13 protein-coding genes are annotated in these 14,595 nt (G+C 50.9%); 5 read left to right on the top strand and 8 right to left on the bottom strand.

Annotation, left to right across the window (positions count from 1 at the left end; genetic code table 11):
* Window positions 1-8 precede the first annotated feature (8 nt).
* The 6 genes from A9180_RS09370 to syd form a co-directional block, all read right to left on the bottom strand.
* Window positions 9-1,349: an enolase C-terminal domain-like protein gene (locus A9180_RS09370; RefSeq protein WP_064528199.1), complete on the bottom strand. Its 1,341-nt coding sequence runs from the start codon at window positions 1,347-1,349 to the stop codon at window positions 9-11.
* A gap of 1 nt (window position 1,350) precedes the next feature.
* Complete coding sequence (gene gudP, locus A9180_RS09375; protein WP_064528202.1) at window positions 1,351-2,703, bottom strand: galactarate/glucarate/glycerate transporter GudP; 1,353 nt, start codon at window positions 2,701-2,703, stop codon at window positions 1,351-1,353.
* A 443-nt stretch (window positions 2,704-3,146) separates the two neighbouring features.
* Entirely contained in the window at window positions 3,147-3,596 is a 450-nt protein-coding gene (locus A9180_RS09380; protein WP_064528205.1) for a flavodoxin, read from the bottom strand.
* Between the two features lie 17 nt (window positions 3,597-3,613).
* A complete protein-coding gene (gene truC / locus A9180_RS09385; RefSeq protein ID WP_064528208.1) occupies window positions 3,614-4,396 on the bottom strand; it encodes a tRNA pseudouridine(65) synthase TruC in 783 nt (260 codons plus the stop codon).
* Entirely contained in the window at window positions 4,396-4,725 is a 330-nt protein-coding gene (locus tag A9180_RS09390; protein WP_064528212.1) for a YqcC family protein, read from the bottom strand. Before A9180_RS09390 ends, truC begins: the two co-directional genes overlap by 1 nt.
* A 622-nt stretch (window positions 4,726-5,347) precedes the next feature.
* The gene (syd, locus tag A9180_RS09400) at window positions 5,348-5,893 is read right to left on the bottom strand and encodes a SecY-interacting protein (RefSeq protein ID WP_064528218.1); all 546 of its coding nucleotides are present in this window, start codon (window positions 5,891-5,893) and stop codon (window positions 5,348-5,350) included.
* 67 nt (window positions 5,894-5,960) lie between these two features.
* On the opposite strand from syd, the gene queF reads away from it, so the two are divergent.
* The 5 genes from queF to xni all read left to right on the top strand — a co-directional run bounded on the left by queF (window position 5,961) and on the right by xni (window position 12,597).
* Window positions 5,961-6,809 carry an NADPH-dependent 7-cyano-7-deazaguanine reductase QueF gene (queF, locus tag A9180_RS09405; RefSeq protein WP_064528222.1) on the top strand — a complete coding sequence of 283 codons (849 nt, stop codon included), beginning with the start codon at window positions 5,961-5,963 and terminating at the stop codon, window positions 6,807-6,809.
* Between the two features lie 111 nt (window positions 6,810-6,920).
* Window positions 6,921-8,285, top strand: coding sequence for a nucleotide 5'-monophosphate nucleosidase PpnN (ppnN, locus tag A9180_RS09410; protein ID WP_064528225.1), 1,365 nt, complete (start codon window positions 6,921-6,923; stop codon window positions 8,283-8,285).
* 557 nt (window positions 8,286-8,842) lie between these two features.
* Window positions 8,843-10,132, top strand: coding sequence for an HAAAP family serine/threonine permease SdaC (sdaC, locus tag A9180_RS09415; protein ID WP_064528228.1), 1,290 nt, complete (start codon window positions 8,843-8,845; stop codon window positions 10,130-10,132).
* A 57-nt stretch (window positions 10,133-10,189) separates the two neighbouring features.
* Window positions 10,190-11,557, top strand: coding sequence for an L-serine ammonia-lyase II (gene sdaB, locus A9180_RS09420; protein ID WP_064528231.1), 1,368 nt, complete (start codon window positions 10,190-10,192; stop codon window positions 11,555-11,557).
* Between the two features lie 284 nt (window positions 11,558-11,841).
* Window positions 11,842-12,597, top strand: coding sequence for a flap endonuclease Xni (xni, locus tag A9180_RS09425; protein ID WP_064528235.1), 756 nt, complete (start codon window positions 11,842-11,844; stop codon window positions 12,595-12,597).
* Window positions 12,598-12,651: 54 nt separating this feature from the next.
* Here the strand turns inward: xni and fucO are convergent, their stop codons facing one another.
* Window positions 12,652-13,800 (bottom strand): lactaldehyde reductase, encoded by a 1,149-nt coding sequence (gene fucO, locus A9180_RS09430; RefSeq protein WP_064528238.1) that lies wholly within the window; start codon window positions 13,798-13,800, stop codon window positions 12,652-12,654.
* A gap of 27 nt (window positions 13,801-13,827) precedes the next feature.
* Entirely contained in the window at window positions 13,828-14,475 is a 648-nt protein-coding gene (gene fucA / locus A9180_RS09435) for an L-fuculose-phosphate aldolase (RefSeq protein ID WP_064528241.1), read from the bottom strand.
* Window positions 14,476-14,595 lie beyond the last annotated feature (120 nt).

The following is a 14,595-nucleotide window of genomic DNA, read 5'->3' on the forward strand; positions in this document are numbered from 1 at the left end:
ATTCAAAATCAATGACGGCCGAAAACGGGACGTTTACGGTCAAAGGTCCAGCCAGGGATCAAGTATTGCATCGGCCCCGCGTCATTACGCGCGCCGCCAGGCAGACGTTTATAGGCTTCATGCGCCTTCTGCACCTGTTCCCAGTCCAGTTCCACGCCCAGGCCGGGCGCATCAGGAACGACTATTTTTCCGTTTTTAATCTCCAGCGGATTTTTGGTCAGGCGGCAATCGCCCTCTTGCCAAATCCAGTGGGTATCGATAGCAGTAGGAGTACCCGGCGCTGCCGCCCCCACATGGGTAAACATCGCCAGAGAGATATCGAAATGGTTGTTGGAATGGCAGCCCCAGGTCAGCCCCCAGTCGTCGCAAAGCTGCGCCACGCGAACTGCACCGGAAAGCGTCCAGAAATGCGGGTCGGCAAGCGGAATATCTACAGCATTGAGCATCACCGCATGACCCATTTCGCGCCAGTTGGTGGCGATCATGTTGGTCGCGACGGGCAAGCCGGTCGCTCGCCGAAACTCCGCCATCACTTCACGCCCGGAGAAGCCCTGCTCTGCGCCGCACGGATCTTCGGCGTAGGTAAGAACATCATTCAGCCCTTTGCACAGAGAAATGGCTTCATCAAGCAGCCATGCACCGTTGGGATCAACGGTTATCCGCGCATCCGGGAAGCGTTTCTTCAGGGCGCGAACGGTGTCGATTTCCTGCTCGCCGGGTAATACGCCACCTTTGAGTTTGAAATCTCTAAAACCGTAGCGATCCTGCGAGGCTTCCGCCAGACGCACAACGGCTTCGCTGTTCATCGCTTTCTGGTGACGCAACTGATACCACTCGTGGTTGCCAGGTGTACTGTCCAGATAAGGAAGATCGGTTTTAGTCCGATCACCGATATAAAACAGATAACCGAGGACAGTAATAGCGTCGCGTTGCTTGCCAGGGCCTAGCAGTTCACAGACGGGAACATTCAGCGCCTTACCTAACAGGTCGAGCAAAGCGGCTTCCAGCGCCGCCACGGCGTTAACGCGCAATTCAAAGGTCCAGGCCCCTTTGCCGAAGGTATCAAAATCGGCGGCCTGATTACCTTTATGCACCTGCTGGACCACTTTATTCAGTCGCGCGACTTCCTGGCCCAGAACCATCGGAATAGCATCGACAAGCGTCTGATAAATCACCTCTCCGCCCGGCGCTTCACCAATGCCGGTATTTCCGGCATTATCGGTGAGCACCACGATATTGCGAGTGAAGTATGCGTTATGCGCACCACCAATATTAAGCAACATGCTGTCATGTCCAGCGACCGGAATGACTTTCATATCAGTAATGACTGGACTGGATTGTGTCGTCATCTTATTGCCCCGCGACAGGTTTCAACTCGATACGCTTAATATCGCCCACCAGCACCAGATAGCTCAGAACCGCGATTAAGGCATGAACCCCGACGTAAATCAGCGCCCCATTAAAGGAGCCAGTAGTGCCAACGATATAACCAATTGCGATTGGCGTGACGATACCGGAAATGTTACCGAACATATTGAACAGGCCGCCGGAAAGACCGCTAATCTCTTTCGGCGCAGTATCTGCCATTACCGCCCACCCCAGCGCCCCGATGCCTTTACCAAAGAAGGCCAACGCCATAAAACCGATGATCATCCACTCAACGTCGACGTAGTTACAGAACACCATCACCATCGACAACAACATGCCCATCACGATCGGTGTTTTACGCGCAATGTTCAGTGAACCAGTGCGACGCATCAACCAGTCGGAAATAATTCCCCCCAGCACACCGCCGATAAAACCGCAAACCGCCGGTACTGACGCGACGAATCCCGCTTTCAGAATCGACATCCCGCGCGCCTGCACCAGATAAACCGGGAACCAGGTAATAAAGAAGTAAGTCAGGGCGTTGATACAATACTGGCCGATATAAACACCGATCATCATCCGCGAACCGAGCAACTGTTTGATCTGCCCCCACTTCACGCTGAACGGTACTTTAACTTTGGTGTTTTGCTGATCCATATTGATCAGCGCTCCGCCCGCGGCGATGTACTCCAGCTCTTTCTGATTTACTCCCGGATGTTGATTTGGTTCGTGGATAACTTTCAGCCAGACAAAACTGATAACTACGCCCAGGCCTCCCATAAAGAAGAAGACGTGTGACCAGCCCACTTCATGAGTCAACCAGCCCATAATCGGCGCGAAGATAACCGTCGCAAAGTATTGTGCGGAGTTAAAAATCGATACCGCCGTTCCCCTTTCCTGCGCCGGAAACCAGGCTGCCACGATTCGGCTGTTGCCGGGAAAAGAAGGTGCTTCGGCAAGCCCTACCAGGAAGCGGAGAGTAAACAGGGCAACGATAATGCCGAATCCACTAAAGATATCGACGAAACCTTGCAGCAAGGTAAACATCGACCAGATAAAGATCGACCAGAAGTAGACGCGTTTTGAACCAAAGCGGTCCAGCAACCAGCCGCCAGGGATCTGTCCGATAACATAAGCCCATGAGAAAGCAGAGAACACATAGCCCATTCCCACCGGATCAAGGCCGATATCTTTGGCCATTTCTGAACCGGCAATGGAAAGCGTAGCGCGGTCACCGTAGTTGAAGGATGTGACGATAAACAACATCACCACTATCCAGTAGCGGGCATTCGTGCGTTTTTCCACACTGCTCGCAGCCTGACTTAAAGAACTCATTGTTGCACTCCTGAAAATTCGCGTTAGCCACGCTCACTCTGGACTGCGACATCGCCAGGAAATCAGAGGTGACGTAGGGTATTTTTTGCCGTTTTTATAGGTCGTTCGCCGAATACGGCGCGTGTTTATATCTGGCTGTAGCAGTATAAAAAGCACGCCATAGCGGCTCACCGTGCAACAACACAACATTAATGCGTTCAATGAGGCTCGATTTTGGCATTAGCCCTGGACGGTGGAATCCACTTCACGGAAATGAAAACAAGAACAAGAAAGGAAGGGTTAAAACAGAGAAATAAAGAAGAGTATGAAATAGATCGCTTGACTCCAGGCAAACGCCAATAAAAATCCGCGCTAATAAGCAGTTTTTACTGGCATTTGCCTGAAAAGACTCGATTCAGCGCCGCTAAAACGACATTTTTCTGATCGCAGGACATTACAACAAATCAGGACAACAGCGTACCCCACTGTTCAACCCACGGATTGGATTCCGTTTCTGGTTCTGGGGTTTCACTGGCATCAATCAGTAGCATTTCCCCTACCCGCTGCGCGCTCTGTTCCTGTAACAAAGCATCGAACTGTTTACCACCGTTGCAAAAATTCACATAACTGCTGTCGCCGAGCGCAATCACGCCGTAACGCAGATTCGGCTGGAAGCCCAGGCTATCCTTGATTCCCAGAAAGAGCGGCACAATGCTGTCAGGAAGGTCGCCCTGCCCGGTCGTGGACGTAACTACCAGAACATACTTGTCCTGATAGGGTAACCAGTCGCTCAATTCTGGGTCTTCAAACACCGTTGCTTTGTGGCCCTGTGCGGTCAGAATCGCTTCCGCTTCTTCGGCCACTAGCAGTGAATTCCCGTACATGGTGCCCACAAAAATACCAATTTCCGCCATACCGTTTTCTCCCTGGATTAGGAACTTATCTCACCATCCTGACCCGATGGCGCGCTGAACTCAACCCTTTCATTTTCAGGAAGCTGACCGCGCCAGCCAAATTGTGATAATGCCTGCATCCAGGTGTCGTCCAAACCGGCGTGAATAGTCAGCGGCTCGCCAGTAAAAGGATGCGTCAATGACAACTTGCTGGCGTGCAACATTAACCGCCGGAGGCCAAAATGTTCAGCCGCGCTGCGATTCTGGCGTAAATCACCATGTTTGCTGTCGCCAATAATCGGATGGCGCAAATGGGCGAGGTGGCGACGAAGCTGGTGTTTTCGTCCGGTTTTCGGCTCCAGCTCCACCAGACCGTAGCGTGTCGTCGGGTAACGCCCGGTCGCGACGGGCATTTCTACGCTCGCCAGTCCGCGATAATGCGTTACCGCCGGCTGCGGGCCTTTATCTTCGCGGGCGAATTTATCAGCAATTTTATCCAGTTCCTCCACCAGCGGATAATCCAGTTCCGCCTCTTCCATCAGCCAGCCGCGCACAATCGCATGGTAGCGTTTCTGTATTTGGTGCTGTTCAAACTGTTGCGCTAACAGCCGCCCGGCCTCGCTGGATAATCCCATCAGCAATACACCGGAAGTCGGTCGGTCCAGACGATGTGCGGTAAAAACGTGCTGACCAATCTGGTCACGCACGGTTTGCATGACCACCACTTTCTCGTCGCGATCCAGCCAGCTTCGGTGGACCAGCCAGCCAGACGGTTTGTTAACCGCAACCAGCCATTCATCCAGGTAGAGTATTTCCAGCATCAGTTTGTATCATCCGCAAAAAGCGCATCCAGTTTTTCCAGCTCCGCCAGAATAAGCGCGCGCTGGGGATGGTCCGTCGCCAGCGCCATTTCATAATACGGCGCCACGGCAAAAGCCCCCGGCAATGGCTGATTATTATCTAAGAGATCGAGCATTCGCGGAATCAGTACCCATTGCAACCACTCCAGTGGCTCCATGGTGTCCATAAAGAAAGGTTGGGTACTGTTGAATTGATGCGGCTGCGGTTCATCGCTCCGCCAGTGCTGATGTTCACGCAGTAATGTTTCAAGCGCCTGCAACTGAAGACGAACGCGGTCATGAGTGGTCATAAAGCAACCTCAAGAAGAAAAAACTGCCGCGAAGGATAGCAGGAATAAAAAAAGGGAGCACTGTATTCACAGTGCTCCCGGTTCGTTTCGCAGCATTCCAGCTACTTTTGTTGCTCCCTGCTCATCCTTGACAACTTTTCCTGTGGCCTTGCGACCAATCGTTCATCCTGAACTAATGCTTCCTGCTCACACCACCCCGATGTGATACTTCATCCTGAAGTGTCCCTGGCCATCCTGACCCACCGAATCATCCTGACCGGTTCTCATTCTCCATCCTGGAGGTGTCCTTTAACGCATCCCGCGTTTTCCTCTTCGCTTCATCCAGAAGCCTTTCCCTGAAACACCATCCTGGCGTGTCCTTTAGAAGTGTCATCATCCTGATGTTCACTTCGTTGTCTGACTCCCTGTCGACGAAGATAGAATCGTCTTTTTCGCTGAGTCTTACAAGGCGCTTACAGACAATGCCTTAAGGAAAATTTCATATAAAAGTTAAGAATCTGCCGTCAATACATTGATTTAAAATAGAAATATCGATTCTTATCTTTTTAAGTATTCACTTACTTCCTGGCGATCTCTTACAGGGTCTGTAAGAGATCTCTCACAGCCAGACGGGGTATTTGGATTACAGAAGAGGCTTAAGCTGCGTAAGGAATTCCGCAAGATTTGAGGCTAATTGCGTACGATTCCGCGTACCCAGCGTCTCTTTGCATACTTCGCCAGAGAGATTACACACCGAAATCACTTCCAACTCTTCTTCCAGTGTGGCGATAAATAACGTGGGGGACAGTTTTAGACGTTTCTGGGTAACCAGATGTCCAATCAGGTTTTCCTGCACCCGGTGGAAGTCATCTTCGCTCCAGGTTTGCAGTAATGTCAGTTTGATATCGCCAAACTGCGCATACATATCCCCGGCAAACTGGGTCGTATAGAAGGCATGAATTGCGGGTTGTATCACAATGTCAAACGCACGTTCAACCGCGTTTACATTTTGCTCACCGCTAAACGGCTGCGGTTGCCAGAACACAGCATCATTAGTGGTTGAAATAATGCATGGTGAAGGAACACCATACAACTCCTCGCTTAACGGCCAACTATTGTGCTGTTCGTGCCAGGCATCGCAGTAACGCATGGTAAAATCTTTCAAGGCTTGTGCGGTCAATTCGTCCACTAATTTCTCTCTTCACTTAAACCGGATACACTTGTCGTTTAGTTTATCTGGTTTATGACGGTGAAACATGTCTTCTTATGCAAACCATCAGGCACTTGCGGGCCTGACTCTTGGAAAATCAACCGATTACCGGGATACCTATGACGCCAGCCTGCTACAAGGTGTTCCACGTAGTTTGAATCGTGATCCGCTGGGCCTGAAAGCAGATAATCTGCCTTTTCACGGTACGGATATCTGGACGCTGTATGAACTTTCCTGGCTGAATGCGAAAGGTTTGCCGCAGGTTGCCGTGGGTCATGTTGAACTTGATTACACCAGCGTAAATCTCATTGAGTCGAAGAGTTTTAAGCTCTATCTCAACAGCTTTAACCAGACTCGCTTTAACAACTGGGAGGAAGTGCGCCAGACGCTGGAGCGCGACTTAAGCACCTGCGCCCAGGGTAACGTTAGCGTGGCGTTATATCGTCTTGATGAACTGGAAGGTCAGCCGGTGGGGCATTTCAATGGCACCTGCATTGATGACCAGGATATCGCTATCGATAACTATGAATTCACCACTGACTATCTTGAGAATGCCACCAGCGGCGAGAAAGTGGTGGAAGAAACTCTCGTTAGCCACCTGCTGAAATCAAACTGCCTGATTACTCATCAGCCAGACTGGGGATCTATCCAAATTCAGTATCGTGGACGCAAGATTGACAGGGAAAAACTGCTGCGTTATCTGGTTTCTTTCCGTCATCATAACGAGTTCCATGAACAGTGCGTAGAACGCATTTTTAATGACCTGTTACGCTTCTGCCAGCCAGAGAAATTAAGCGTTTACGCACGTTATACCCGTCGTGGCGGTCTGGACATTAACCCGTGGCGCAGTAACGGTGATTTTGTCCCATCAACAACCCGTCTGGCACGGCAATAAAATTTTTCTCAATTTTGCGTGCTGGATTCACGCATAAGGTTGTGAAAGGTCATCAGGCAGGGCTATTGTAATCAAAGGGAATGACGATAAACGTCCCATAAGGAGTTTTTCTTGATTACACATATTAGCCCGCTTGGCTCCATGGATATGTTGTCGCAGCTGGAAGTGGACATGCTTAAACGCACCGCCAGCAGCGACCTCTATCAACTATTTCGCAACTGTTCACTCGCTGTTCTGAACTCCGGTAGCCTCACCGATAACAGCAAAGAATTGTTGTCCCGTTTTGAGAATTTCGACATTAACGTGCTACGCCGTGAACGCGGCGTTAAGTTAGAACTGATCAACCCCCCGGAAGAAGCTTTTGTCGATGGGCGTATAATTCGCGCCTTGCAGGCCAACTTGTTCGCTGTCCTGCGCGACATTCTCTTCGTCTATGGGCAAATCCATAACACCGTTCGTTTTCCAAACCTGAATCTCGACAACTCTGTTCACATTACCAACCTGGTCTTTTCTATCTTGCGCAATGCTCGCGCGCTGCATGTGGGCGAAGCGCCAAATATGGTGGTGTGCTGGGGCGGTCACTCGATCAACGAAAACGAGTATTTATATGCCCGTCGCGTTGGTAATCAGTTGGGGCTGCGTGAGTTAAATATCTGCACTGGCTGTGGTCCAGGTGCGATGGAAGCGCCGATGAAAGGCGCGGCAGTTGGACACGCCCAACAGCGTTACAAAGACAGCCGTTTTATTGGTATGACTGAACCATCGATTATCGCCGCTGAACCGCCTAACCCGCTGGTTAACGAACTGATCATCATGCCGGATATCGAAAAACGTCTGGAAGCGTTTGTCCGTATCGCCCACGGCATCATTATCTTCCCTGGCGGTGTGGGTACAGCGGAAGAGTTGCTGTATTTGCTGGGAATTTTAATGAATCCAGCCAACAAAGATCAGGTCTTGCCATTGATCCTCACCGGCCCGAAAGAGAGTGCTGATTACTTCCGCGTACTGGACGAGTTTGTCGTGCATACGTTAGGAGAAAACGCGCGCCGCCATTATCGCATCATCATTGATGACGCTGCAGAAGTAGCCCGTCAGATGAAAAAAGCGATGCCGCAGGTGAAAGAAAACCGTCGCGATACGGGCGATGCCTACAGCTTTAACTGGTCAATGCGTATTGCGCCAGATTTGCAAATGCCGTTTGAGCCGTCTCACGAGAATATGGCGAATCTGAAGCTTTATCCGGATCAGCCAGTTGAAGTGCTGGCCGCCGACCTGCGTCGTGCGTTTTCAGGCATTGTAGCCGGTAACGTAAAAGAAGTCGGCATTCGCGCCATTGAAGAGTTTGGGCCATATAAAATCAACGGTGATAAAGAGATCATGCGCCGTATGGACGACCTGCTTCAGGGGTTTGTTGCCCAACATCGTATGAAGTTGCCTGGCTCTGCTTACATCCCTTGCTACGAAATCTGCACCTAATCTCCCTTCCCCCGGTAACATTCGTTGCCGGGTTTTTCTCTTTTTTAGTCGCTCACTAATCAATCTATTTCATTTGTTATCTGAATGTTTCAGCGCGTCATCAGGTAATTAATATCACCACCTGTAATATGTCATACAATTTATGCTATAACGCAAACGTTTACCTTGATTTGAAGACCGCATTTTATCTCTGCAAAAAAGAAAATCCTGCAATCATTAACTAAAAGTATTGATTTTTGCAGTTCAACCTACATATATTGCGCGCCCCGGAAGAGGCCAGATGTCGTTAATCTGCCAAATATTGCCCTTAAATTCTCTTTTACTTTTGATTTACAGAGTAAAGCGTTGGGATTATCTATCTTCCAAGTAGATTATTGTATTTGAGATCAAGATCACTGATAGATACATAACTTGTGTGTATCTTTCCGCCCTCAAATTATTACGGCGGAAAATGATTAAGCCATCGCCGATAGACAGATTTCATTTTTACGGCCAGGCACCTTCCCGGGCTGAACTGGCTAAAAGCTGAATTATTTGCATTCCTCCAGGAGAAATAGATGGAAACGACTCAAACCAGCACGATTGCGTCGAAAGACTCTCGCAGTGCCTGGCGCAAGACAGACACTATGTGGATGCTGGGCCTTTACGGCACGGCGATCGGCGCGGGTGTGCTGTTCCTGCCAATCAACGCCGGTGTTGGCGGTATGATCCCGCTGATCATCATGGCTATTCTTGCGTTCCCGATGACGTATTTTGCGCACCGTGGCCTGACTCGCTTCGTGCTGTCTGGTAAAAACCCAGGCGAAGACATCACCGAAGTTGTAGAAGAACACTTTGGTATTGGCGCAGGTAAGCTGATTACCCTGCTCTACTTCTTTGCTATCTACCCGATTCTGCTGGTTTACAGCGTGGCAATCACCAACACGGTTGAAAGCTTCATGTCTCACCAGCTGGGTATGACGCCGCCGCCGCGTGCGATTCTGTCGCTGATCCTGATCGTGGGTATGATGACCATCGTTCGCTTCGGTGAGCAGATGATCGTTAAAGCGATGAGTATTCTGGTATTCCCGTTTGTTGGCGTACTGATGCTTCTGGCTCTGTACCTGATCCCGCAGTGGAACGGCGCAGCACTGGAAACTCTGTCTCTGGACACTGCATCTGCAACCGGAAACGGTCTGTGGATGACCCTGTGGCTGGCGATTCCGGTAATGGTGTTCTCGTTCAACCACTCTCCGATCATCTCTTCTTTCGCCGTTGCGAAGCGTGAAGAGTACGGCGATATGGCAGAACAGAAATGCTCGAAGATCCTGGCATTCGCACACATCATGATGGTGCTGACCGTAATGTTCTTCGTATTCAGCTGCGTACTGAGCCTGACTCCGGCAGACCTGGCTGCGGCTAAAGAGCAGAACATCTCGATTCTGTCTTACCTGGCTAACCACTTTAACGCGCCGATCATCGCGTGGATGGCTCCGATTATCGCGATTATCGCTATCACCAAATCCTTCCTGGGCCACTACCTGGGCGCACGTGAAGGCTTCAACGGTATGGTGATCAAATCACTGCGTGGTAAAGGTAAGTCTATCGAAATCAACAAGCTGAACCGTATCACCGCGCTGTTCATGCTGGTAACGACCTGGATTGTTGCCACCCTGAACCCGAGCATCCTGGGTATGATTGAAACCCTGGGCGGCCCAATCATCGCGATGATCCTGTTCCTGATGCCGATGTACGCAATTCAGAAAGTACCGGCAATGCGTAAGTACAGCGGTCACATCAGCAACGTATTCGTTGTCGTGATGGGTCTGATTGCAATCTCCGCAATCTTCTACTCTCTGTTCAGCTAAGTTCTTTCGCGCCGCTTTCGGGCGGCGCTTCCTCCGTTTTAACGCGATGTATTTCCTATGATTAGCGTATTCGATATTTTCAAAATCGGCATTGGCCCTTCCAGTTCTCATACCGTTGGACCAATGAAAGCGGGTAAACAATTTACCGACGATCTGATTGCCCGTAACCTGCTTAAAGACGTAACCCGCGTGGTGGTTGACGTCTATGGTTCGCTCTCTCTGACCGGCAAAGGGCACCACACTGATATCGCCATTATTATGGGCCTGGCGGGAAATCTGCCGGATACCGTGGATATCGACTCCATCCCTGGTTTTATTCAGGATGTAAATACTCACGGTCGCCTGATGCTGGCAAACGGTCAGCACGAAGTCGAGTTCCCGGTTGATGAATGCATGAACTTCCATGCCGATAACCTTTCTCTGCATGAGAACGGCATGCGTATTACCGCACTGGCTGGCGATAAAGTCGTTTACAGCCAGACTTATTACTCCATCGGCGGTGGTTTTATCGTTGATGAAGAGCATTTTGGCCAGCAGGATAGCGCACCGGTTGAAGTTCCGTATCCGTACAAAACCGCTGCGGATCTGCAAAAACATTGTCAGGAAACCGGGCTGTCACTCTCTGGCCTGATGATGAAAAACGAACTGGCGCTGCACAGCAAAGAAGAACTGGAGCAGCATCTGGCCAACGTCTGGGACGTGATGCGCGGCGGTATTGAACGCGGTATCACCACCGAAGGTGTGCTGCCGGGCAAACTGCGTGTTCCACGTCGTGCGGCGGCGCTGCGCCGAATGCTGGTCAGCCAGGATAAAACCACCACTGACCCGATGGCGGTTGTTGACTGGATCAACATGTTCGCACTGGCAGTGAACGAAGAGAACGCGGCAGGTGGTCGTGTGGTGACTGCGCCGACTAACGGTGCGTGCGGGATTATCCCGGCAGTGCTGGCGTACTACGACAAGTTTATCCGCGAAGTGAACGCTAACTCACTGGCTCGCTATCTGCTGGTGGCAAGCGCCATTGGTTCTCTTTATAAGATGAACGCGTCGATTTCTGGTGCCGAAGTAGGTTGCCAGGGTGAAGTTGGCGTGGCGTGCTCAATGGCGGCGGCTGGTCTGGCTGAATTGTTAGGCGCAAGCCCGGCGCAGGTGTGCATCGCGGCGGAAATCGCCATGGAACATAACCTCGGTCTGACTTGTGACCCGGTTGCTGGACAGGTTCAGGTACCGTGCATCGAGCGTAACGCCATTGCGGCAGTGAAAGCGGTGAACGCCGCGCGTATGGCGCTTCGCCGTACCAGCGAACCGCGCGTCTGCCTCGATAAAGTTATCGAAACCATGTACGAAACAGGTAAAGACATGAACGCCAAGTACCGCGAAACCTCTCGCGGCGGCCTGGCGATGAAGATCGTTGCCTGCGATTAATCTCTCTTCTGAGGCCTCGTTTTGCGAGGCCTCACATTGTTGAAAATGTACCTGTTGTTTATGTCGGTTGCGGCGTAAACGCCTTATCAGACCTACAAAACAGCGCTAATTCAATAGATTGCGATTCTTTTGTAGGCATGATAAGCGTAGCGCATCAGGCAATTTGGCGTTGTCGTCAATATCAGACCTCGTTTTGCGAGCCCTCTTCCTGTTTTCTCATCCAGTCGTAGCCTCTTCCGGTATCGAATGTTACCCTTATCGCCTGATCTTTAAGGGGGAATATCGTGGCTGTTCATTTGCTTATCGTCGATGCACTGAATCTTATTCGTCGCATTCATGCCGTGCAGGGTTCACCCTGTGTCGAAACCTGCCAGCACGCCCTTGATCAACTTATTATGCACAGCCAGCCGACCCACGCCGTCGCCGTTTTTGATGATGAAAATCGCAGTAGCGGCTGGCGTCATCAGCGCCTGCCAGATTACAAAGCGGGTCGCCCGCCAATGCCGGAAGAGTTGTACAACGAAATGCCTGCATTACGCGCAGCATTTGAGCAACGCGGCGTCCCGTGCTGGTCAGCCAGCGGCAACGAAGCCGATGACTTAGCCGCCACACTGGCGGTCAAAGTGACCCAGGCAGGGCATCAGGCAACCATTGTTTCGACAGATAAAGGCTACTGTCAGCTACTTTCACCTACATTGCGTATTCGTGATTACTTCCAGAAACGCTGGCTGGATGCGCCATTTATCGATAAAGAATTTGGCGTTCAACCGCAGCAATTGCCCGATTACTGGGGGCTGGCGGGGATCAGTAGTTCAAAGGTGCCAGGCGTTGCGGGGATTGGGCCCAAAAGCGCCACGCAGCTGCTGGTCGAGTTTCAGAGTCTGGAAGGGATCTATGAAAATCTGGACGCGGTTGCCGAAAAGTGGCGCAAGAAATTAGAAGTCCATAAAGAGATGGCGTTCCTTTGCCGTGATATCGCCCGCTTACAGACTGATTTGCATATCGACGGCAATTTACAGCAATTACGGTTGGTACGGTAAAACCGTGCCGGATGCGGCACAAACGTCGCATCCGGCATTATCACATCAGCGCAATTACCAGGCGGTATGGTAAAGCTCTACAATATCCTCAAGCGTTGCTTCACGCGGGTTGCCACCGGTACAAACATCGTCCAGTGCCGCCTGCGCCAGTGCCGGAATGTCTTCCTTGCGTACACCAACATCACGCAAATGTGGCGGAATACCGACATCACGGTTGAGAGCAAACACCGCTTCAACAGCGGCATTACGTGCGTCCTCCAGGCTCAAACCTTCCACTTTTACGCCCATTACACGCGCAATATCGCGGTACTTCTCGCCAGTAAATTCGGCGTTATAACGCATAATATGCGGTAACAAAATGGCGTTAGCGACACCGTGAGGGGTGTTGTAAAACGCGCCCAGCGGATGCGCCATACCGTGCACCAGCCCCAGTCCAACGTTCGAGAAGCCCATACCCGCAACATACTGCCCGAGCGCCATCTCTTCTCCGGCATCCTTATCACCAGCAACCGAACCACGCAGCGCACCGGCAATAATTTCAATGGCTTTAATGTGCAACGCATCGGTCAGCGCCCATGCGCCACGGGTAATATATCCTTCGATAGCATGAGTCAGCGCATCGACACCCGTCGCGGCTTTCAGCGCCAGAGGCATGCCGTCCATCATGTCAGCATCAATAAACGCCACCTGCGGAATATCATGCGGATCAACGCAAACAAACTTACGACGCTTTTCTTCATCAGTGATCACGTAGTTAATGGTCACTTCCGCCGCAGTGCCTGCCGTGGTGGGGATTGCCAGAATCGGCACGCTGGGTTTGTTGGTCGGTGAAAGCCCTTCCAGGCTGCGTACATCGGAAAACTCAGGGTTATTGCTGATGATACCAATTGCTTTACAGGTATCCTGCGGGGAACCACCGCCGATGGCGATTAGATAATCCGCACCACTGTTCTCAAATACGCCAAGCCCTTCTTTTACTACGCTGATTGTCGGATTCGGAACTACACCGTCGTAAATCGCCCACGCCAGCCCTGCGGCGTCCATCTTATCGGTCACTTTCGCGACCACGCCGCATTGCATCAGCGTTTTATCAGTCACGATCAGCGCCTTGTTGTAACCACGGCGTTTTACCTCATCAGTAAGAGCACCAATCGCACCGCGCCCAAACCATGCCGTTTCGTTCAGAATCATTCTGTTAGCCATCGTCCTTCTCCTTGTTGCTTTACGAAATTACTCTTCAATCCGTAATCCATAGGTTTTGAATTTTTCCAGCACCACGGCAATCTCTTCATCGCTCAGTACCGGTACAGGGTCTTTAATCGCCAGAGTACTCAGATAAAGCTGTGCCAGCACTTCAACTTCTTGCGCCAACCATAACGCTTTCTCCAGATTAACCTCACAAGCGATAAGCCCATGATGTTGTAACAAAATTGCTTTACGGTTTTTGAGAGCCAGCGCAACATGTTCGGAAAGTTCGCGAGTCCCAAAGGTCGCATAAGGCGCGCAAGGAATAGAGTTACCGCCAGCGGCCGCAATCATGTAGTGGATAGCGGGGATAGGTCGGTTGAGTATGGAAACAGCCGTGCAGTGGATGGCATGGTTATGGACAACCGCGTTGGCATCCGGTCTGCTTTGATAGGCCGCCATATGGAAACGCCATTCGCTGGACGGAATTTTGCCCTCTTCGTATTTGCCGTTGCTATCAACATAGACAATCATATTTTCCGTCATTCTTTCATAAGGAATACCGCTTGGCGTAATTAACATGCCATTTTCAAAACGCGTACTCACATTTCCAGCGGTACCCTGATTTAACCCGAGACGCGTCATTTCCAGACAAGTTTCAATTATTTCACGGGATAAACGAGTTCTTTCCATCTCTATTCTCCAGATACAGGTTCAGCTCGTCTTATTGCGTAAGACCGCACCGCAAATGAAGACGGGTTATGAGAGTAACCATTGAATATTTTTATCCAATGGCTGATTGTTTTTCCGCGA

This window comes from Escherichia sp. B1147 (assembly GCF_001660175.1).
Lineage (GTDB): Bacteria > Pseudomonadota > Gammaproteobacteria > Enterobacterales > Enterobacteriaceae > Escherichia > Escherichia whittamii.